At 38.4% G+C, this 21255-nt stretch carries 17 protein-coding genes; 14 read left to right on the top strand and 3 right to left on the bottom strand.

Going from position 1 to position 21255, the window contains the following annotated elements:
- The first annotated feature begins 82 nt into the window (after positions 1-82).
- On the top strand, positions 83-439 hold the full coding sequence (locus RWU19_RS04745; RefSeq protein WP_070770128.1) for a DUF1827 family protein: 357 nt from the start codon (positions 83-85) through the stop codon (positions 437-439).
- A gap of 471 nt (positions 440-910) precedes the next feature.
- On the opposite strand, the gene RWU19_RS04740 is transcribed toward RWU19_RS04745, so the two are convergent.
- A complete protein-coding gene (locus tag RWU19_RS04740) occupies positions 911-2452 on the bottom strand; it encodes a helix-turn-helix domain-containing protein (RefSeq protein WP_123837670.1) in 1542 nt (513 codons plus the stop codon).
- A gap of 442 nt (positions 2453-2894) precedes the next feature.
- On the opposite strand from RWU19_RS04740, the gene RWU19_RS04735 reads away from it, so the two are divergent.
- The 7 genes from RWU19_RS04735 (at position 2895) to nadE (ending at position 11020) form a co-directional block, all read left to right on the top strand.
- Entirely contained in the window at positions 2895-5690 is a 2796-nt protein-coding gene (locus tag RWU19_RS04735; protein WP_316002823.1) for a hypothetical protein, read from the top strand.
- Positions 5691-5763: 73 nt separating this feature from the next.
- A complete protein-coding gene (locus tag RWU19_RS04730) occupies positions 5764-6060 on the top strand; it encodes a hypothetical protein (RefSeq protein ID WP_123837668.1) in 297 nt (98 codons plus the stop codon).
- The gene (locus RWU19_RS04725) at positions 6050-6622 is read left to right on the top strand and encodes a hypothetical protein (RefSeq protein WP_070770124.1); all 573 of its coding nucleotides are present in this window, start codon (positions 6050-6052) and stop codon (positions 6620-6622) included. Before RWU19_RS04730 ends, RWU19_RS04725 begins: the two co-directional genes overlap by 11 nt.
- A gap of 23 nt (positions 6623-6645) precedes the next feature.
- A complete protein-coding gene (locus tag RWU19_RS04720; protein ID WP_123837667.1) occupies positions 6646-7269 on the top strand; it encodes a hypothetical protein in 624 nt (207 codons plus the stop codon).
- Positions 7270-7375: 106 nt separating this feature from the next.
- The gene (locus tag RWU19_RS04715) at positions 7376-8404 is read left to right on the top strand and encodes a DUF916 and DUF3324 domain-containing protein (protein ID WP_123837666.1); all 1029 of its coding nucleotides are present in this window, start codon (positions 7376-7378) and stop codon (positions 8402-8404) included.
- 307 nt (positions 8405-8711) lie between these two features.
- On the top strand, positions 8712-10184 hold the full coding sequence (locus RWU19_RS04710; protein ID WP_002291453.1) for a nicotinate phosphoribosyltransferase: 1473 nt from the start codon (positions 8712-8714) through the stop codon (positions 10182-10184).
- An 11-nt stretch (positions 10185-10195) separates the two neighbouring features.
- Complete coding sequence (gene nadE, locus RWU19_RS04705) at positions 10196-11020, top strand: ammonia-dependent NAD(+) synthetase (protein WP_002310056.1); 825 nt, start codon at positions 10196-10198, stop codon at positions 11018-11020.
- Between the two features lie 75 nt (positions 11021-11095).
- Here nadE and RWU19_RS04700 read toward each other — a convergent pair whose 3' ends face one another.
- The gene (locus RWU19_RS04700) at positions 11096-11986 is read right to left on the bottom strand and encodes an ArsR/SmtB family transcription factor (protein WP_123837665.1); all 891 of its coding nucleotides are present in this window, start codon (positions 11984-11986) and stop codon (positions 11096-11098) included.
- 201 nt (positions 11987-12187) lie between these two features.
- Here RWU19_RS04700 and RWU19_RS04695 point away from each other — a divergent pair, with 201 nt between their 5' ends.
- From RWU19_RS04695 to RWU19_RS04685, 3 genes are all read left to right on the top strand, one after another.
- Positions 12188-13189: a family 43 glycosylhydrolase gene (locus RWU19_RS04695; RefSeq protein ID WP_002291456.1), complete on the top strand. Its 1002-nt coding sequence runs from the start codon at positions 12188-12190 to the stop codon at positions 13187-13189.
- 17 nt (positions 13190-13206) lie between these two features.
- Positions 13207-14445 (top strand): oligosaccharide MFS transporter, encoded by a 1239-nt coding sequence (locus RWU19_RS04690; RefSeq protein WP_123837664.1) that lies wholly within the window; start codon positions 13207-13209, stop codon positions 14443-14445.
- 117 nt (positions 14446-14562) lie between these two features.
- Positions 14563-15642: a GntR family transcriptional regulator gene (locus RWU19_RS04685; protein ID WP_002291458.1), complete on the top strand. Its 1080-nt coding sequence runs from the start codon at positions 14563-14565 to the stop codon at positions 15640-15642.
- Positions 15643-15799: 157 nt separating this feature from the next.
- On the opposite strand, the gene RWU19_RS04680 is transcribed toward RWU19_RS04685, so the two are convergent.
- Complete coding sequence (locus RWU19_RS04680; protein WP_260241633.1) at positions 15800-17140, bottom strand: sugar porter family MFS transporter; 1341 nt, start codon at positions 17138-17140, stop codon at positions 15800-15802.
- Between the two features lie 277 nt (positions 17141-17417).
- Here RWU19_RS04680 and RWU19_RS04675 point away from each other — a divergent pair, with 277 nt between their 5' ends.
- The 3 genes from RWU19_RS04675 to araA are packed head-to-tail and all read left to right on the top strand — an operon-like array spanning position 17418 to position 21174.
- A complete protein-coding gene (locus tag RWU19_RS04675; protein ID WP_316002822.1) occupies positions 17418-19079 on the top strand; it encodes an FGGY-family carbohydrate kinase in 1662 nt (553 codons plus the stop codon).
- Positions 19036-19734 (top strand): L-ribulose-5-phosphate 4-epimerase, encoded by a 699-nt coding sequence (locus tag RWU19_RS04670; RefSeq protein ID WP_002287284.1) that lies wholly within the window; start codon positions 19036-19038, stop codon positions 19732-19734. Before RWU19_RS04675 ends, RWU19_RS04670 begins: the two co-directional genes overlap by 44 nt.
- Positions 19735-19749: 15 nt before the next feature.
- On the top strand, positions 19750-21174 hold the full coding sequence (gene araA / locus RWU19_RS04665) for an L-arabinose isomerase (protein WP_002291462.1): 1425 nt from the start codon (positions 19750-19752) through the stop codon (positions 21172-21174).
- Positions 21175-21255 lie beyond the last annotated feature (81 nt).

Below are 21255 nucleotides of genomic sequence, written 5' to 3'. Positions count from 1 at the left end.
TAACCGATTCCTTCATGTTGGGGACGACGGGGAATATATATGGGATTGAATCTAAATCGACTATATAGAAAAGAGGAATGAGATGAAGCTAATCGAAACACCTGTGAATAGTAATTTAAATATTAAGACATTTTATCCTAAAGTAGTAGAATTCTTTTTTGGGAATACGGCCATTAATTATTACAAATTATTTTCGTTAGATCGGACACAGTTGCTGCTAGTGGACACATATGACAAAAAGCAAGTTGTGATGATCAATACGAAGAAAAAAATCACAAGGCAAGAAATCGACTATGCGATTCATCACGTTTTAAAAATGACACGGGAAGATGTCAAAGTCCATATAGGAGTGAAACAGGAGCTGGAACGTGCCGGAATACAATTCAAACGTCCAAATAAAGATATTGTAGTTGTCGAACAAAAAAATACGATGGCTTGATGTCCTAATTTATGCTAAACCGCTCCATACTTATGATGTATACAGCAAAAAGAGGTTGTGAAAAAGCTGTTCTGCATCACGTAATAAGAACAGCCAAACGAAAATAGTTCGTCATATTTTTTGTTTGGTTGGGCTTATTACCGCAGATGCAAGCTTTTGAGCACCGTTTAAGGAAGAGGTTGTGAAAAAGTCGCTTAGTTTCGAGTATTAAGAAAAATTGTGTGAAAATGGCTTTCTACATTTTTGCATAAATTTGGCTTAATACCGAGAAACTGGCTTTTGAACACCGTTTACCAAGAGGTCGTAAGCCTGCCGTTCAGCTCCGAGTCACAAGAAACAATTTCAAAAAACAGTTTCTTATGTTTTATGGATATTGTGACTTGTGACCGAGGAGTTGGCAGGAGAACACCGTTTATTCGGAAAAAAGGGAATGTGACAGACTTTTGTCGCAGCCCTTTTTTTGGTGTCCAATTATACGAACAGTTGTGGTTTAATTGACGGCAGCTTTTTTCTTTCAGGTCTTTTTAAAAGCAAGTGAAACTTCTTATTTTCATGAGCTTTTTTCAATTCAAGGTACAACTTGACATAATCTGTCTTTCCTTCCAAAAAATTCACTACATAATAACTTGTATCCGTTTCTTTGGGCATAAGATGTACAGAAGAGACGATTAGAAAATCAATGGGTTGTATTTCTTCATAGGATAATTCCTTCAGTTCGATAAAGGACAAGTCTTTTAAAAAATTCTTGATATCTTGGGTAAAAAAATAATTTGTTTCCATCACTAAAGAAACTTGTAACTTAGTTGAATTTTCATTGTCCTCGCAACATTGCAAAGTCAGCCATGCAAATATTTCAGCTAAATCGTTACAGCAAATAGAAAGCCATTGATAATTATGTCGACGCCCCAACTTATTCAAGAAAAAGGTAAAATGCTCTTTTAAATAGTAATAACTTGAAGACTTCTTTTTATGAAAGTAATTCATTAGAAAGAAGAGTGTCGGTACACGCTTTGGAAAAAGATAATAACAAAAAAGAATATTAAATAAATGGAGGTGAACAATTTGATTGTGTTGAAAAACACGGTCATTAGGAAAAATCTCAGTTTGCCAATAATTGTCAAGTTCTTTCAATAATGAAGAAAGCAGCAGTCCTTTTTTGTCGAATATGTCTAAAGCTTCATTAAGAGTAGGATTCTCATATTGAAAGGTCGGTGCATAAAACACCATAAATTGTGCAAAACGAAATTCACTATCTTGATGAGAGGCGGGAATAGAAAAATGTTCACCAAAAAGGCATTTTATTCGATGATCATTACTAAAAACTGCTTCGCTATAGCGAGGGTCATCCTCTACATAGTGACCTTGTGCAATCCGCTGAGTGGTAATCCCAGCAAAAAGACAAACTTCTTTTTTTCCTACGAAACTCCAATTTAAAGATGTATGCTTAGTAAGTTCAGCCAATTTTTTTAATAACTCAGATTTTGAGACGTAAAAAGCATAATCTTCATTTCCGCGAGAAGCTGCCCAAAGAATATTGAATAATATCAAGCGAATCAAGCGTTCGTCTCCTTTGAAAGATAATTGGCTGCGATTAAAAATGACATCGAATTCCTGTACATAATCGGCTAATGACTGCAGATGCCGCATAGCAGAAGCACGACTAATGAAATTTTCTTGGCAAAATTCCATCAGATTTTTCTCTGGATAGAAAAGAGAAGATTTAATCGCGCGATAAGGGAGGCTATGCTGGATAAGATAGGAATAATAATAATCATAGTTTAAATCAGTTGGCAGATTCTGATTGATCTTGTTTTTTGACAATAATTTGAATCCAGAAAAGCAAAAGTCATCAAATTCATTCTCCATTTCATTCAATATATTTTTTACGACACTAGAAGATAAATCAAGTTTTTTACTGATTTCTTTGATAGTTAATTCATGTTGCTCCTCCAATAGATGAAAAATTGCTAACTTGCGGCGTTCTTTCTGGGTAAACACAATATTGAAAAACATAGGACCTCCTTTTTGATTGCTTATTTCTTTAAATAATTAAAAATACAAATATTTTATAAACTATTATTCAACTCCAGATCATTTCTAGATACCTCTTCATTTTTCTTTATATCCACTTAAATTATATTTTTCTCATTTTTTTGATTTTATTCCCATTTTATTGTCTCAAATTTGATCGATAAATACAATTTATTTGAGAAAACACTTCCATTGTTTAGGGGTCAATGTTTTTTATTAAGTTGATTGTTCCCTTTTATTATGGATTTAATGGCTGTTTACGGTATTTTTCTGTTATTATATTTTTCAACACCCCTTTTTTCTAATCTATTTGCAATCTTATTTTAATTAAGTTAAATTTTAGGTATCGGATAAAAGATGAGAACGACTATATCGGAGCTTTTTGAAAAAATCTCACTAATATTCAAGAAGGGGAAGAGAGGAAATGAAAAAAACGAAAACTGTCTCACATTATGGCAGTGTAGTTTTTATGGTTGCTGTCCTATTTTTATCGCAACTTACGGGACTGTCGCAGATCACTTTTGCCAAGACTGAGTCTGAAAAAGTAGTAGCTGATGAACATGCGAATATTGTGATCGATTACGAAATGGATGAGGAACTGAAGCAGATACAATGGAGTATGACATATGAGAAGCATGCAAAAGATGAAGCTGAATATCAAATGCAATTTAAGCTGGAAATAGTTGAACATGAAGGATTATTACTGAGAGAAAGCATTCAGGAAATCGAACGAACCTTTGGAAAAGTAGGACCAGTTGATGAGGAATGGTACTACGCAGGTGATTTTTCTTCGGAGAATGAGAGAATTGAAATCGTTTTTAAAAGCCTCATAGTAGAAGAATACAATCAATACCATCTAAAAATTACGCCAAGACTGATGAAACAAACAGGAGATGAATTAGAAGAGATATTCATCGGTGACCAGACAGAGTACGTAGTCGCAGTCGATTTATCGGAAAATACTGCCGTACCTGAAATAAATGGGGAGCCTACTGAGATTTCTGATAAGCCAGAAGCATCAAGAGAAGAACCAGTGGAAGAAGCTCAAACAGAAGCGGAAGAAGTTGAAAACTATGCCGCTCCCAGTATATTAGATCCCAATTTGAATGGTGCTTTTGCAGATGCTATTCCTTTAAATCACTTGTTTGCAAGACCAAGTCATATTTTCACACTTGCACCTAATGTCGCAACATTAGATCAAGACTACCGATTAAGTTATATGACGCCTTCAAATTTGAGTTCATTGCTATATAACAGAGGGCATATGGTTTCAACAAGTTCTAACAGGATTGATTTTACGAACATGTCTACGGATATCGGATTTACAAGTTACCTCTATTTTGATGAAGATACAGAGGGAATCACGTTCTTTCTTCATGATGGGAATCCTACTAATTTGTTTTTCAGCAGACGGGGTATCTACAATATGTATGATCCTACAGCAGGGCATTCACCTAAGTCATTAGGAGCGTATTATCACCCAGATCTTTTGACAGGTATAGCTCCTATTGATAAATATATAGCGAATGGAATGATTCTTGAATTCGATAATAAAATTTCTAATGGCCCTCTTCTAAATCCCGATGCATTAGGAGATCGAGAATTCTCTGGTGCCCATATTGCAGCAGCGCCTTCAGGTAGTCCGACTACTAAATCTTTTAAAAAAGACTTTGGCAGAAATAGTGAATTTTCGACTAACAGCTGGTGGAAATTGGATATCAACATTACCCCAGCAGGGATGCTTACCTTTACAATGGAGGATCTGCGCCAAACAGGAGGATATGGCATAACAGAAGGCGTCATCAATATCAATGACTATTTTACCAATCTTCCATCGAAGAAACTATATTGGGGATTCACTGCGACTGCTGAATTTTCTCTTCTTAGTCCTCGTGCAGATGCAGCAATCTTTTTAACCAATCCACGATTTGAGGTCCAAGGGGAATTGGTGCATGAGATTACAACGCAAGAGCAAGGTGTGACGGTGAATGTGAATGGCAAAAAAATCCCTATCAATACAGAATTGGAACACACCGTTACATTTTACAACGAAGAAGGCGATGGTAGTATCTTCCTTAATCCTAGTGAAGATAATGGTATCACTATCTTGACTTCTGATGAAGAAGAAAGTAGATCCAATCCTTTTGAGTTTACTGAATTAATCTTATTAGAAGATGGCTATCAACCATATTTTACGTATCAAGAACTAGATAGTGACGGTGAAAATGCTAGATCAATAAATGTAAATGCTTTTTATGTTTCATCCACCCAGCGCTTTTATCCAGAGGAAGCTATCGAGATCCCTATAGGAACAGAAGTGACGTTGCATTACAAAACAAAAGTAAAATCAGAGTTTCAAGGGCTTGAAAACCATAACGTCTATGAACGGGTAGAGTTTATTGGAAGAACAGGCACTACAACCGGTGAGTATTATCATGCTCAAGTCGAACATGCAGTTGAATACGAGATCCAGCGTGAACCTAACCACCCACCAGAAATTGACAACTTACGAACGACAAATGAAGTGTTTGGCGAAAAAAATACATTTATTGATTTTCAAGATCCGTTCCATTTTACATTTGATTATCTTGATCCAGACTTAGATCGTTTGTATTACAGCGTATGGATCAATGATGAGTTATTGATTGAAAATCAGATAATCACAGATGCAGAAGAAGAATTCAAAATGCATCAATCACGAGGGTTCAAAATCGATCTAAAAGATTCAGAAGGTGTTTTCAAACTAGGAGAAAATACAATCAAGCTCACCCTTACTGATAATCGACCTATCAATGATGAGATTACTTATCTAGAGCTAAATGGAACCTTCACTGTTGAAGGATTTATCGGATTTGAATTCGTGACAGAAGAATACAGCTGGAAGTATGCTCGATCACAATTGCCAATGAACAGACAAGCACAAGCTCGTGAGGAAGGGATGCGTGTTGTTACTAGAAACACGTTGAATACATCGGATTCATATAGAGTGACCGTATCCGCTGAAGAACTAAATCATGTGGATATGCAACATGCGATTAGTGAAGAGTATCTTGTGTTCAAAAATGAATGGGGAGAAATCGCACTTTCTGCTTTAACGCTTGAGATTGACAAAAAGTATGAATTTTCGGAGGAAGAAGGGCTATTGCTGCGGCTAAACAATCAAGAGGCGTTAGGCGTATATTCTGGAACGATCACGTGGAAAATTGAAGATGTGTTATAGCAAGAAGCTAGCTTTGAAAGGGGGGATCGTATGGCTGGCTAGATACTAGAAAAAAAGTGGAAAGGAGAAAACAATGAAATCAAAAACCCGAGACTGGATGATTTCTGTTCTTCTTCTACTCCTGTTCTCGTTATCGATGCCAGTGGTGAATGCTGCTACCCAAGCTGGTGAAACGCATGCAGTCATAGAAATCAATGAACGGGAGATAGGAAAGCAGACTGAAAAGGGAGAAGAAAAACAGAAAAGCAGTTTTCCAGAGGCAAATGAAGCAAAGGCAGGATTGATTTCATTTGTTGGGACGCTGTTGATTATCGGCGTTATTTTAGTCTATCGTCATCAAATACGTGGAGGCGAAAAACATGAAAATTAGATTTTCGCTAGCGTTATGGAGTGCATTATTCATAGGAATGTTTAGCTGTTCTTCTGCTGTTCACGGACAGACCGAGGGCACGACTTCTCTGAAAATCGTTCCTTTGAATGAAGAATTTCCACGGATGCTATACATTGATGATTTACTGTTCGTATCGCGCTATACAGATGAACACAATCAAATCCATCGAGAGAGCAACGATTTATCGATTACCTTTCTTGATTCTCGAAAAGAGAGCACAAAATGGCAACTACAACTGAAAACAGAAGACTTCCGTTGTAAAAAAGATGGCCATCTTTTGACTGCCGATTATCAATTAGGCAGAGGAATGTTCAGCGGAAAGAACGAAGAAGCAGTCGAAGGATTGGAAGCTTTCGAATATGATCACCAAGATGCAGGAAAAGAGTATCGTACGATCATCCAGTCAACAGGAAACAAAGAACGTGGAATCGTTACATATACGATTCCTGGCGAGCAGTCAACACTCTCTTTTCCTGAGGGGACATCTAGTGGTCATTACTACTCGAAACATTATTGGCGATTTGTGAATGCAGAATTTTGATGAGAAAAAAAGGAGGACAAAAAATGAAAAAATTAGCAGGGGTTTTAAGTACAAGTGCGATGTTATTTACATGTTTTGCACCAACAGTCATGGCAGCAGAATTTGATGAACCAATGGATGGAACGACCAGAGTGGAGATTACTGACTTTTTAGTAGAGGATGGACTTCCAACTTATCCAGGGGTTTTTACACTAGATTCTGTTCCTGATATCGATTTTGGTGAACATACGGTTGCGCAAATCAGCGCAAACACAACTGTCAATGGTACTTTTGATGGCGCATTGCAAGCTTCCGATTTTCGTCCGCTAGAAGTCAGCAAAACAGAAGCTTTAGAATTGATCAGCGAATACACTGGTGTTGAAGATACAACAGAGCTGACAGCAGCTTGGGAGAATGCTGTAGTTGCGGGAGACTGGGTATTGACAGTCAGTGCAACAAACTTAACAGATGATATTGCTTCTGCTCTTACGATCAATGGAGAAAATGTATTAGAATCTGCAACAACTCTTCCGATATCTTATGTTTCCGGTACTTTTGATTATATAAACGAACTCACATCAGAAGCGCCAACACTAACAGTCAAAGCGAATACACCGGTTGGAGAGTATACTGGGACAGTTACTTACACAGCAGTTGATTCGATCTAACAGCAGTATTTCAAGTAAAATAATTTGTTTTACTTGTAAACAACCGCAAAAGGATGGAGCGGATAAGCTAACTCCATCCTTTTTACATAAAATGGAGGGATGAAAAGTGAGACGACATTTAGTATTGGTTTTGATAACTTTGTTAATACAGCTAATTTTTCCTGGAATCGTCGTTTTTGCTGATGAAAATCATGGAGCAGACTATAGCGTCCATCCTATTTTACCGGACAATCAGCGAGAAGGACGTTCATTCTTTGATTTACGAGTAGAACCTGGAACAAAACAGACACTACAGATCCAGATCAATAATTTTTCTGATCAGGAGCAAACGTATTTTATCAATGTCAATACAGCTCAGACAAACGGAAACATAGTGATTGACTACGGACAAAATGAATTACCAGAGGAGTCAATCGTTCAGCAACCCATCTGCGCATTGGTCGATTATCCAAAAGAAGCAGTGATCCCAGGGAATAAAGCAGGAGTCGTTACTTTAGAAGTACAAGCACCTGATACTTCCTTTGATGGAATCTTATTAGGCGGGATCCAAGTGAAAAAAGATTTTTCAGCTGAAAAAGAAGAAAGTAATCAGCCTTTTTTTAGCGAATACGCTTATGTGGTTGGGTTGATGATGAGCGCAAATGACAAGGAAGTTGTGCCGGATCTGAAGTTGAATGAGGTACGTTCCGAAGTGATTACCAACAATGCTGGTGTGGTTGCTGTGCTAGAAAATCCTCAACCAATCAATATCAAGGGAGTGACCGTTGAAGCAACTGTTCATTCAAAAGGACGGGAAGAACCGATAATGACACGAAAAATCGAAAATGGTGGCATTGCTCCTGAATCAGTTTTTGCTATGCCTATTTATCATGGGGAAGCGGGAAATACGAAACCTTTAGAATCTGGGGATTATCAGCTTTTAGTCGAAGCACAAGATGAGACAGGGCAAAAGTGGTTGCTGACAAAAGACTTTACGATTACGAAAGAACAAGCAAACTCAGTTAATCATGAGGTTTTTACTGTAGAAAATAATACAAATTCTTTGTTGTATATCATTATTGGAGCCCTAGCAGCGGTTCTTTTAGTCGGTGGTTTCTATGTATATCGCAGAGGAAAGAAATTCCGCAGAAGGTGATTCATATCGAATATTAAGTGAAATCTGGTTTATAAGAAGTAGTAAAGATAAGAGTAGGTGCTGTGACAAAAGTCTTGTTGCAGCCCTTTTTTCCGGATAAACGGTGCTCAAAAGCCAGTTTCTCGGTATTAAGTCCAATTTATGCAAAAATGTGGAAAGCCATTTTCACAAAATTTTTCTTAATACTCGAAACTAAGCGGCTTTTTCACAACCTCTTTTTCAGAAAATAATGAAGATTTCTTTTCCTATCAATTTTTTTTGTTATAATGGGTAGGAAATGAAAACTTGCCAAGAGGAGTAATACAAGATGAATAATACTTACCCAGACGACAGTTTGACGCTGCATACGGATCTATATCAAATCAATATGATGCAGACATACTGGGAATTAGGTCGAGCTGATTTACATGCTGTTTTTGAATGTTATTTTCGAGAAATGCCTTTTAACCACGGGTACGCGGTTTTTGCAGGATTGGAACGGTTAGTCAATTATTTAGAGAATCTGACGTTTAGTGATTCTGATATTGCTTACTTACGTGGCTTAGAAGTCTATCCTGAAGGGTTTTTGGAGTATTTACAAAATTTTGAATTTAAAGCAACGGTTCGTTCTGCTCGTGAAGGTGAATTAGTTTTTGCAAATGAACCATTGATCCAAGTGGAAGGTCCTTTGGCACATTGTCAATTAGTAGAAACAGCACTGTTGAATATGGTCAATTTCCAAACGTTGATCGCGACAAAAGCAGCTCGCATCAAATCTGTGATCGGAGAAGATCCGCTCTTGGAATTTGGGACTAGACGAGCACAAGAATTGGATGCGGCAGTCTGGGGAACTAGAGCGGCATATATCGGCGGAGCAGATGCTACAAGCAATGTACGTGCTGGAAAGATATTTGGGATACCAGCTAGCGGGACTCATGCGCATTCGTTAGTCCAATCTTATGGAAATGATTATGAAGCATTTATGGCGTACGCTAAAACCCATAAAGACTGTGTGTTCTTAGTCGATACTTATGATACGTTGAAATCAGGTGTGCCAAGTGCAATCCGCGTAGCAAAAGAATTAGGTGATAAAATCAACTTCCAAGGCGTACGTATCGACAGTGGAGATATGGCCTATATATCTAAGCGTGTTCGGGAACAATTAGATGCAGCTGGATTTACGGAAGCAAAAATCTATGCTTCAAATGACTTAGATGAAGCAACGATTTTGAATTTAAAGATGCAAAAAGCTAAAATTGATGTATGGGGTGTCGGAACAAAACTGATCACCGCTTATGATCAGCCAGCCCTTGGTGCAGTATTCAAACTAGTATCAATTGAAGATAGCGAAGGAAATATGGTGGATACGATCAAGTTATCAAGCAATGCGGAAAAAGTGACAACTCCAGGAAAAAAACAAGTATGGCGTATTACTCGAAACTCTGATGGGAAATCTGAAGGAGACTATGTCACATTATGGGATGAAGATCCTCGAGAAGAAGAGGCTATCTTTATGTTTCATCCAGTGCATACGTTTATCAATAAAACTGTTCGGGATTTTACCGCTCGCCCCGTTTTACAAGATATCTTTATCGAAGGAAAAAGAGTATACGAACTACCCGTGCTAAACGAAATCAAAGAATATACAAAAGAAAATCTAGATTCACTGTGGGAAGAGTACAAACGAGACTTGAATCCGCAAAAATATCCGGTCGATCTATCTACTGAATGCTGGAACCATAAAATGGCTACGATGGAACGAATGAAAAAAAGCGTAGCAGAACTTCATACAGAAGCATAGGAGGAGAATAAATGAGCCTGCAAACAGAAATCATCCATGAATTAGGTGTCAAACCAACAATTGATCCAACAGAAGAAATTCGTAAAAGTATTGATTTTATGAAAGCTTATTTGAAAAAATATCCGTTTCTTAAAACCTTCGTATTAGGTATTAGCGGTGGTCAAGATTCTACTTTAGCCGGTCGTTTGGCGCAACTAACGATGGAAGAAATGCGTGAAGAAACGAAAGATGAAAGCTATCAATTTATCGCTGTTCGTCTTCCTTATGGTGAACAAGCAGATGAAGAAGATGCAAAAGCTGCCCTTGACTTTATCCAGCCTGATGTCAGTCTGCGAGTAAATATCAAACCAGCTGTTGATGCACAAGTACAAGTATTAAGTGAAGCAGGTGTGGAAATCAGCGATTTTAACAAAGGAAATATCAAAGCACGACAACGAATGATTACACAATATGCCGTAGCTGGAGAAAGAGCAGGAGCTGTATTAGGGACAGATCATGCTGCAGAAAACATCACTGGCTTTTTCACGAAATTTGGTGATGGGGGAGCCGATATCTTACCATTGTTCCGTTTGAACAAACGGCAAGGGAAACAATTGCTTCAAGCATTGAATGCACCGGAAAAGCTATACACAAAAATTCCGACTGCAGATCTTGAAGATGGAAAACCAATGATTGCGGATGAAGTCGCACTAGGTGTTACGTATAACGAAATCGATGATTATCTAGAAGGAAAAGAAGTTCCCGCTCAAGCACAAGAAAAAATCGAAGCGTGGTGGAACAAGACACAGCATAAACGTCATTTGCCAATTTCTGTTTTGGATGATTTTTGGAAATAACAATAAAATAAAAAAACAGCCAATCCCTTCATAGGGATTGGCTGTTTTTGCTTTATAAAATAGAAAAGAAAACTATCAGCTGTAGTAAACTTTTAATTTGATATCTTGGTCGTAATTACCGAATCCTTTACCAAATAAAGTACAGCCACCTACATGTTCGGCATCTTCTTTTACTTCGATTCGCAAATGCCAAGTGTCTTGATCTTTAGGAATGTCGTTGATCGTGATGTCTGACAAAGGTTCCCCATTCATATTTGTCAAATGTTTGGTGATTCGGATCGTCTTCAGCAAGCCGTATTGATTAAGATTATCTGGATACCAATCAGGCGTATATTTCCCGCGGATATCAGCAAAATCTCCAGGGCTCGTCCATGTTCCTAGCTCTACGCCATTTAGGCTGAAAGTGATATCGGAAGGCCAATTGTCATTTGAAAAAGGAAATTCAGAAGAAATTTCCACAGAAACTTCCAACATTTCTAATGTATCCTCTGCATTCAAAAAATTAGGTGACTGATACTCGACAAACCCGCTGGTGAACCAGAGGATACGAGCATCCATCCTTCGAGGATCCACAAAATAGCGTGGTTCATCCACTTTTCCGATAAAGTCATGGATCGTCGCTAAACCACATGTCGGTTCAATTGCATAATTCGTATAGTGACCAATAGGTATCAATGTTTCTTTCGTGTCAAAAGCATTGAATATTTTTTCTGGGAAACTGATATCTATTTTATCGACACGGAGGCTCGAAATTTTTTGTTGTCCTATTTTCTCTGTTTTGATGATGTTCGCTTCTTCTAACTTTTTCACGTGCATCGTCGTGATCGCGCTGCTTACTCCAAGTTCTTTTGCCAAATCTTTGACATTCATCTTCTTTTTGGAAAGCAGCTGAATGATCCTGATTCTTGTCTTGCTAGCTAATGCTTCATATACCGGTAAGGATTCCTCGTTTATTTGTAGTTGCATAATTTTCCTCGCTTATTTTTCTGTTAACTATATATTAACACTAACATTAATATAGTCAATCTTTTTATAAATTACAGCTTTTATTATTAACTTTTATATTAATTATATCTAATTTTTATTTTTTAATTAACAAAAATATTATTGACAACGCTTTCTCGAAGAGTTAACATTCATTTATAAATTAATTAAGGAGGAGACACAATGACAGTTGAAGTACAAGAAGAAGTAAAAATCAAAGAGATGAATGAGAATTATCGAAAACCGCTGATTATTCAAAGGGCAGATCCATTTATCTATAAACATGAGGACGGATATTATTATTTCATTGCTTCTGTACCTTCATACGATCGTATTGAATTACGCCGTTCAAGAACGATTGCTGGTCTAGCTTATGCAACACCCCGTACAATCTGGCGAAAACATGAGACGGGCGAGATGAGCAAACTAATCTGGGCTCCAGAGATCCATTATATTGCTGGAAAATGGTATATCTATTTTGCTGCAACGCATACAGAAGAGATTATTGATGGATTGTTCACTCATCGAATGTATTGTTTAGAGTGTGAAGCGCAAGATCCGATGGTAGACGAAAATTGGCACGAAAAGGGTCAAGTGGTGTCGCACTTAGATACTTTTTGTTTAGATGCCACAGTGTTTGAACATAATAATCATTTATATTATGTTTGGGCACAAAAAGACAATGCTATTGAAGGAAATTCTAATTTATATATAGCAGAAATGACTAATCCGTGGACATTGAAAACAGAACCAGTTATGCTGACAAAACCAGAATTTGCGTGGGAATGTAAGGGCTTTAAAGTGAATGAGGGGCCTGCAGTATTGATGCGGAATGGAAAAATTTTCATCACTTATTCTGCAAGCGCTACCGACGAAAATTATTGTATGGGAATGATTTATGCTGATTTGGAATCTGACTTATTGAAAAGAGAAAATTGGACAAAGGTGACAGAACCTGTTTTCCAGAGCGACCTTTCTACACAACAATACGGACCTGGACATAATTCTTTTACTATTGCAGAAGATGGAGAAACAGATATCCTGGTTTATCACTGTCGGGACTATACGGAAATCAAAGGTGATCCGCTATACGACCCGAACAGACACACAAAAGTACAAGCTTTTGGTTGGGGTAACGATGGTTTCCCAATTTTTGGCAAGCCGCTTCCATATTTGAATGACTAAGAGAAAGAGGGAGAATCATGAAAAACGAATCGAATCATTTTTGGAGCTTTGCGGGAACCCATTTTACGTATTTCTTTATCTGGGCAACAGTTTTCGGATTTTTGTCGTTATGGCTGCAGCAAGTAGCAAATCTTGACGGAACGCAAGCAGGTATCATCTTTTCGTTCATGGCATTCGTTTCTTTGTTTTACCAGCCGATATTTGGGATATTGTCGGATAAATTAGCATTCAAAAAGAATCTATTGATAACTATCACGATAGCTGGAATGTTCATTGGCCCATTTTTCCAATGGCTCTTTATTCCTCTTTTATCAATCAATACTTTTTTTGGAGCGATCATCGGCAGTATTTATCTAGCTTTTGTTTTAAATGGTGGCGTAGGAGTAGTTGAGACTTACGTTGAACGGGCAAGTTTAGTGAATAAATTCGAATACGGACATTCGCGTTTAGGCGGTTCGATTGCTGGCGCTGTTGCGGCATTCGTAGGCGGAATTATCTTTACGCAAAATCCTAATTCTATTTTTTGGCTTTGCTCATTTATGGCGACAATCTTAACTGGATTAGTGATTTTTGGAGATAAAGTAAATCTTAAAAGCAGTGAAGTACCAGTAGAGGAAAAAAATGAAGTGACCAGAAAAGAGATTTTCACTTTGTTTAAAAATAAAAACTTTTGGCTCTTGTGTCTATTCTTTGTTGGGACAGCCGCTATCTATGATGTAGTAGATCAGCAATTTGCTATCTACTATCGGACTTTTTTCCATGAGGTATCTCAGGGAACAATCATCTACAGTCGATTGCTTTCAATCCAAGTAGCATTGGAGGCGATGATCATGATCCCAATGCCGAGCCTTATCAATAAAATCGGTGCGAAAAAAGGGATGATCCTGTTTGGCTGTTTGATTTTTATAAGAGTGATGCTTAGTGCATTGGCTCCCAACTGGATCGTATTGTCAGGTGCTCGATTGATTGCAGCCGTAGAAATGCCACTGCTTCTTGTTTCCGTTATGAAATATATTTCTGGCGCATTCGATTGGCGATTGTCAGCAACTGTTTATCTTCTAGGGTTTAATTTCTCCAAGCAAATCTCAGTTTTTGCATTCTCTACTATTGCTGGAAAAATGTATGACAGCATAGGATTTAAAGAAACATATATTTTTCTAGCAGTATTGGTGCTCGTAGTGACGGTTGTTGGTGCGATTGGACTAAAGAATCCAGATAAAAGAATAACACCAGTTGGTTTAGAAAAAGGAATATAGTTTCCTAAAAACAGGAGAAAGAAATAATTAGAAAGAGACAACTGGATATTTCCAAGTTGTCTCTTTCTTGTGTATAATGGATACATATGTACGTACAAATAAAAAGGGGCAAGGTAAATGGCAAAATATCAAGATATTGCAGAAGAGATAAAACAAAAGATCCTTCATGAGGAATACGAAGTAAATACAACCATTCCCTCAGAATTCAAGCTGCAAGAAATATATGACGTCAGCAGACATACGATTCGGCAAGCAATCGCTGTGTTGGTAAATGAGGGCTATCTGCGTAAAGAAAAAGGATCGGGCACATATGTAGATGACAGCTATAAGACAGAAAAAGCACCATTGAACAGAACAAAAACGATCGGTGTCATCACCACATATCTCTCTGATTATATTTTTCCGTCGATTATCCGAGGAATCGAAAATGAATTACGAAAATCTGGGTATTCATTGCTTTTAGCCAGTACGAATAACGATCACGAATTGGAGAAAGAGTGTTTGAAGAAAATGATTGCTTATGGGGTAGATGGTTTGATCGTTGAGCCTACGAAAAGTAATCAGTATAATCCAAACTTAGCACTTTATGTTGCTTTAAGAGAACAAGGTATTCCGATGGTGATGATCAATGCTGCTTATGAAGAGTTAAATGCCTCTTATATTTGTTTAGATGATGTGAAAGTCGGTTTTATGGCAGCAGAATATTTGATAAAAAAAGGACATCAACGTCTGTTGTTCATTACAAAAATCGACGATCTTCAAGGAAAATACAGGATGAAAGGTTTTATCAGCGCGTGTGAACAGTATAATGTGCGATTTTTGACAGAAGATATCATTACTTTCACCACGGAAACACGAGAAACGATCGCTGAAAAAACAGTACAACGGTTGAAAGAAGAACAAGCTTTAGATGGCATCATTTGCTATAACGATCAAATAGCTAGTTTATTGCTAGATAAGCTGACAGAAAATGGCTATCAAATTCCAGATGACCTATCGATCGTAGGAACAGACGATTCTTCTTTAAGCCATTTAGGAAATAAAAAATTGACAACATTGACGCATCCAAAAGAAAAGTTGGGACAAGATGCCGCACGGTGGATCGTCACAACGATTGAAAAAGGACAGGCACAGCCGAATATTCTTTATGAGCCTGTACTAGTTGAACGGGAAACAGTAAAAGAAAACGAAAAATAAGAGACGGGTTTTTACCGCCTCTTATTTTTTATATCAATTTGAGACTGTGGCAAAAATCATCAAATATGAGAAACTGTGTTTTGAACTTGTTCCTTGTGTCTCGGAACTAAGCGGCTCCTCTTGTTTCTTGAAGTTGCCTACTTCTGTCACAACCTCTTTAAGAATGATGGATAGAAATACGTTTAGGATAAGTTTTTTTAGATGCACTTTGTTCGATTTCCTCTAAAGATTTCCCACGAGTCTCTGGTACGATCTCTTGAATAAATAAAACCCCTAAAAAGCAGATGATCCCAAAAATACCGAAAACGATTTCTTGAGACATAGAAGCAGTCATCACAGGAAAAAGCAAGCCGACTAGGAAAGAACCCATCCAATTGAAAGAAGAGGCCAGGCCAGATGCTCGCCCGCGGACAGCTAGTGGGAATATTTCGCCTACGATTACCCATGTCAGTGGAGCCCATGTGCAAGAATAAAATGCGACATAAATACATAAAAACAAGAGAATCAACAACGAATTTGTATGAGCATCCAGTACAGTTCCTAAAACAGCTGGTAGGATGAAAGAAAGTCCCATCACGCTACCGCCTATTTTCAATAAAGTTCGCCGATTGAACTTGTCTGCAATAACCAAAAAGAGCAAAGAACCAGCAACTAAAATGATTCCTTGGATGATCGGCCACATCAATGCATCGCTCGCTGCATGCCCAGTCGCTTTTTCTACGATCAGTGGAATATAGTAAAAAATAGCATTAGCTCCTTGAAATTGCTGGAATACTGCTACACCAATACCGGCAATAACTAACGAACGATACTTTTCTAAAAATAAAGTATGCCAAGAAGTTACGGTTGTCTTTTCTTGTTTGACATTCAGCTGGATTTGTTCGAATTCCTGTTCAGCTTCGTTTGGTGTCCGAATATAGTTCAATACTCTTTTTGCCTCTTCCAAGCGACCAGATTGCACAAGAAAACGCGGTGACTCTGGTAGAGCTAAAACGCCGAAAAATAAAATCAGTGCAGGGACAGCAGCGAGTCCTAACATCACGCGCCAAGCCATCGTTTCAGGTAACCCTTTTAGCAAATAATCTGCAACATAGGAAAGGAGCATGCCAGAAGCAATCATCACTTGATTGATCCCTGACAATCTTCCCCTTAGTCTAGCAGGAGCCATTTCAGACATATAAGCAGGAACTAGGGCAGATGCAGCGCCAACAGCTAAACCTAGAAGAATCCTTGCTGCAATCAGAAAATAAGAACCATTGTGAGGGGCAGATGCAGAAAGGACAGAACCAGCCATAAAAATAAGTGCAGAAAGAAGAATCATTTTTCGTCGTCCAAGCTTATCAGAAAGAAGACCAGATAAAGAGCCACCAAGGATCGCACCTAACATGACCGAAGACGTGATCCATCCTATCAAAGAAGCCTTACCTGCCAAACCCCAATCATGTTGTAAAAAAGGTAAAGCGCCGGTCATAACACCAATATCATATCCAAATAGAATGCCGCCAAATGCGCCAAAAAAATAAATAAACGATGAGGAAACTTTTTTTCTTTTTTCATAAGTATTCTCTCCTTCTAGAATTTCGAGAAGGCGGTTGATCAGATTTTGTAAGCAATTTCATTCTATAACTTATGTACGTACAAAACAAGCGTTTTTTATTATATTCTTGAAAATAACCACTTGACACGTACGTACAAAAGTATACAATAATCATTGTAAGCGCTACTAAAAAAGACGGTTTGATCAGGTTTGACGAGAAGGAGGGAGTTAGATCATTATGAAGGAAGTAAATGCGCAAAGTATGTTAGATGTCATAGATGGTCGTACATCTTTAGGAATTGAGTTTGGATCAACTAGGATCAAAGCTGTATTGATTGATTCATCTTTTACTCCTATTGCAGCTGGTAGTTATGAGTGGGAAAACAAACTAGAAAATGGTATCTGGACCTATTCATTAGAAGATATTTGGAAAGGACTGCGCGTCAGTTACCGAAAAATGGCAGCAGAAGTATTCGAAATCTATGGCGAGAATCTTACAACAATCGGGTCGATTGGGTTCAGTGCAATGATGCACGGTTATCTAGCATTTGATAGCAAGGAACAGTTACTAGTACCATTTCGTACTTGGCGAAATACAATCACTGAAGAAGCAGAACGAATATTAACGGAAAAATTTCAATACAATATTCCGCAGAGATGGAGTATCGCTCATTTGTATCAAGCTATCTTGAATAAAGAAGAACATGTGAGAGAAATTGATTTTTTGACAACGCTTGCAGGGTATGTTCATTGGCAGCTTACTGGTGAGAAAGTACTAGGCGTAGGAGATGCATCAGGCATGTTTCCTATCGATCCTTCAACGAAAACCTACCATCAAGAAATGAAAAATATTTTTGGTCAATTAATCGAAAAAGAGCGTATAGCGATTGATTTGGATCACATTTTGCCTAAAGTTCTAGTAGCAGGAGAAGAAGCTGGCAAGTTGAGCGAATCAGGGGCTTATCTGATCGACCCTACGGGAAACCTGAAGCCAGGAATCCCGATTTGTCCGCCAGAAGGAGATGCAGGAACCGGTATGGTCGCTACGAACAGTGTAGCCAAACGGACAGGGAACATTTCGGCTGGTACTTCCGCCTTCGCTATGATCGTATTAGAAAAAGAACTAGAAAATGTCCATCCGGAAATCGACATGGTCACTACACCTTCAGGAGAACTAGTAGGTATGGTTCATACGAATAACTGCTCTTCGGATATCAATGCTTGGGTCAATATTTTTGAAGAATTTACCAATTCTTTGGGTATGGAGATAAGCAGAGATAAATTATTCACGGTATTATTCAACAAAGCGCTAGAAGGCGATACGGATTGCGGGGGATTACTTTCTTATGGTTATTTTTCCGGTGAAAACATTACAGGAGTAAATGAAGGAAGGCCATTATTTGTACGTACACCAGGTAGCCGTTTTGATTTAGCAAATTTCATGCGGATCCATTTAGCCAGTGCTTTTGGTGCAATGAGAATCGGAATGGATATATTGAAATCTGAGGATGTCCAAATTGATCGTTTAGTGGGGCATGGGGGGATTTTTAAAACACCAGAAGTTGGACAGCGGATTCTAGTATCTGCTATGGAGGCACCAGTTACAGTGATGGACACAGCCGGAGAAGGTGGAGCGTGGGGAATCGCGTTATTAGCAGCCTATATGATGGATCGACATGGGAAGTCTTTAGAAAACTTCTTGGCAGAAGACGTGTTTGGACAAGACCAAGGAATCACCATCATACCTTCAGCAGAAGAAATAGCAGGCTATCAGATATTTATGAGTCGTTACCGTGAGGGGATCGACATTGAAAAAACAGCGATTCATCAATTGCAAGAAAAAGGAGTGATAGAAAATGCTGGAACAACTGAAAGAAGAAGTGTATCAAGCAAATCTTGACTTGCCTAAACACGGACTTGTCAAATATACATGGGGAAATGTGAGCGCTTTTGATCCTGAAACACGATATTTCGTTATCAAACCTAGTGGGGTCAGCTATGAAGAGATGACAGCAGACGACATGGTCGTTGTGGACTTGGACAATCATATCATTGAAGGTAAACTCAATCCCTCTTCGGATACGCCTACTCATGCTGTTTTATATCGTTCATTTCCTCAAATCGGAGGAATCGTCCATACTCACTCGACATGGGCGACGATCTGGGCACAAGCAGGATTGGATGTTCCTGCGATGGGGACGACGCATGCAGATACTTTTTATGGATCGGTACCTTGTGCTCGATTTTTGACACAACAGGAAATCGACAGCGGATACGAATATGAAACAGGAAAAGTTATCATAGAAACATTCAAAGAACGCAAAATTGATCCCTTAGCAATTCCAGGGGTACTTTTACACGGACACGGTCCATTTACTTGGGGGAAAGATGCGCAAAGTGCGGTAATGAACGCAGTCGTACTAGATGAAGTATGCAAGATGAATTTATTTACCAGACAGCTCAATTCATTTTCAGAAGAGCTGCCTCAACGGATTTTAGATAAACATTATTTACGAAAACACGGAAAAAATGCGTATTACGGACAAAACAAATAAAAGGAGTGGCTAATTATGTTGAATATTGGAGAAAAAGAATTTTGGTTTGTTGTAGGATCACAGCATTTATATGGGGAAGAAGCACTGCGAGAAGTAAAGAAACATGCACAAGAAATGGTCGATGAACTGAATGAAAATGGCCAATTGCCTTATCCTATCCGCCTTCAAGAATTAGCAGTTACTGCTGATACGATCACAAAAATCATGAAAGAGGTCAATTATCGAGAAGAAGTAGCAGGTGTGATCACTTGGATGCATACTTTCTCACCAGCAAAAATGTGGATCCGTGGGACAAAGCTTCTACAAAAACCATTGCTTCATTTAGCTACGCAATATAACGAAAGCATTCCTTGGAAAACGATCGATATGGATTTCATGAATTTAAATCAATCCGCTCATGGCGACCGCGAATATGGGTTCATCAATGCTCGATTAAATAAACAAAATAAAATCGTCGTTGGCTACTGGAAACGACCTGAGATCCAAAAAGAGATTGCTGATTGGATGGATGTTGCAGTAGCCTATAATGAAAGTTTTGGAATAAAAGTGGCTCGTTTTGGTGACAACATGAGAAACGTGGGTGTCACAGAAGGAGACAAAGTGGAAGCACAGATTCAATTTGGTTGGACTGTTGATTATTTTGGTATCGGAGATCTTGTACAAGTAATCGATCGCGTATCAGACGAAGAAGTCGAACAATTATTTGAAGAGTACAAGGAATTGTATACCTTCGACTATGGTGATTATGAAGAAAAGACATGGGAAGAACATGTAAAAGTACAAGCTCAGCAGGAAATCGGTATTCGCCGTTTCTTAGAAGAAGGAGGCTATAACGCTTTTACGACTAATTTTGAAGACCTTTATGGAATGAAACAACTGCCCGGACTAGCTGTACAACGTTTGATGGCAGAAGGATACGGTTTTGCTGGGGAAGGCGACTGGAAAACTGCAGCGATTGATCGTTTGCTGAAAATCATGGCTCGAGGAAAAGACACAGGATTCATGGAAGATTATACTTACGAGCTAGCTAGTGGCCAAGAAGCAATCTTGGAATCCCATATGATGGAAGTAGATCCGACGCTTGCTGCGACGAAACCAAGAATCGTTGTTTCTCCTTTATCAATGGGAGATAGAGAAGATCCGGCGCGTCTTGTATTTGATGGGAAAGCAGGAGAAGGGGTAGTCGTATCGATGGCAGATTTCGGTACGCATTATAAACTGCTGATCAATGAAGTAGAAGCCTTTGAACCAACGACTGAAGCACCTAATTTGCCTGTTGCACGTGTGTTATGGAAAACTAAACCGAATTTCCATGAAGGTGTCCATTCATGGATTCAGGCAGGTGGCGGTCATCATACCGTTGTCTCGCTAAATCTAACAACAGATCAAATTGAAACATGGGCAAAATTAGTTGAGTTGGAAACAGTTGTTATTAGATAAAAAGAGGTTGTGAAAAAGCCACTTAGTTTTAAGAAATAAGAAGAGATTGACGAAATTTGCTTTTCAACTATTTTTGAAATT

Origin of the sequence: Enterococcus sp. 2STP (assembly GCF_032465635.1) — a bacterium.
Taxonomy (GTDB): Bacteria; Bacillota; Bacilli; order Lactobacillales; family Enterococcaceae; genus Enterococcus_B; species Enterococcus_B lactis.
This window is presented reverse-complemented; position numbering and strand designations above follow the sequence as displayed.

Bases quoted from the DNA above. Each gene is read 5' to 3' on its own strand.
- RWU19_RS04745 (WP_070770128.1), top strand. From the start codon at position 83: ATGAAGCTAATCGAAACACCTGTGAATAGTAATTTAAATATTAAGACA.
- RWU19_RS04740 (WP_123837670.1), bottom strand. From the start codon at position 2,452: ATGTTTTTCAATATTGTGTTTACCCAGAAAGAACGCCGCAAGTTAGCA.
- RWU19_RS04735 (WP_316002823.1), top strand. From the start codon at position 2,895: ATGAAAAAAACGAAAACTGTCTCACATTATGGCAGTGTAGTTTTTATG.
- RWU19_RS04730 (WP_123837668.1), top strand. From the start codon at position 5,764: ATGAAATCAAAAACCCGAGACTGGATGATTTCTGTTCTTCTTCTACTC.
- RWU19_RS04725 (WP_070770124.1), top strand. From the start codon at position 6,050: ATGAAAATTAGATTTTCGCTAGCGTTATGGAGTGCATTATTCATAGGA.
- RWU19_RS04720 (WP_123837667.1), top strand. From the start codon at position 6,646: ATGAAAAAATTAGCAGGGGTTTTAAGTACAAGTGCGATGTTATTTACA.
- RWU19_RS04710 (WP_002291453.1), top strand. From the start codon at position 8,712: ATGAATAATACTTACCCAGACGACAGTTTGACGCTGCATACGGATCTA.
- nadE (WP_002310056.1), top strand. From the start codon at position 10,196: ATGAGCCTGCAAACAGAAATCATCCATGAATTAGGTGTCAAACCAACA.
- RWU19_RS04700 (WP_123837665.1), bottom strand. From the start codon at position 11,986: ATGCAACTACAAATAAACGAGGAATCCTTACCGGTATATGAAGCATTA.
- RWU19_RS04695 (WP_002291456.1), top strand. From the start codon at position 12,188: ATGACAGTTGAAGTACAAGAAGAAGTAAAAATCAAAGAGATGAATGAG.
- RWU19_RS04690 (WP_123837664.1), top strand. From the start codon at position 13,207: ATGAAAAACGAATCGAATCATTTTTGGAGCTTTGCGGGAACCCATTTT.
- RWU19_RS04685 (WP_002291458.1), top strand. From the start codon at position 14,563: ATGGCAAAATATCAAGATATTGCAGAAGAGATAAAACAAAAGATCCTT.
- RWU19_RS04675 (WP_316002822.1), top strand. From the start codon at position 17,418: ATGAAGGAAGTAAATGCGCAAAGTATGTTAGATGTCATAGATGGTCGT.
- RWU19_RS04670 (WP_002287284.1), top strand. From the start codon at position 19,036: ATGCTGGAACAACTGAAAGAAGAAGTGTATCAAGCAAATCTTGACTTG.
- araA (WP_002291462.1), top strand. From the start codon at position 19,750: ATGTTGAATATTGGAGAAAAAGAATTTTGGTTTGTTGTAGGATCACAG.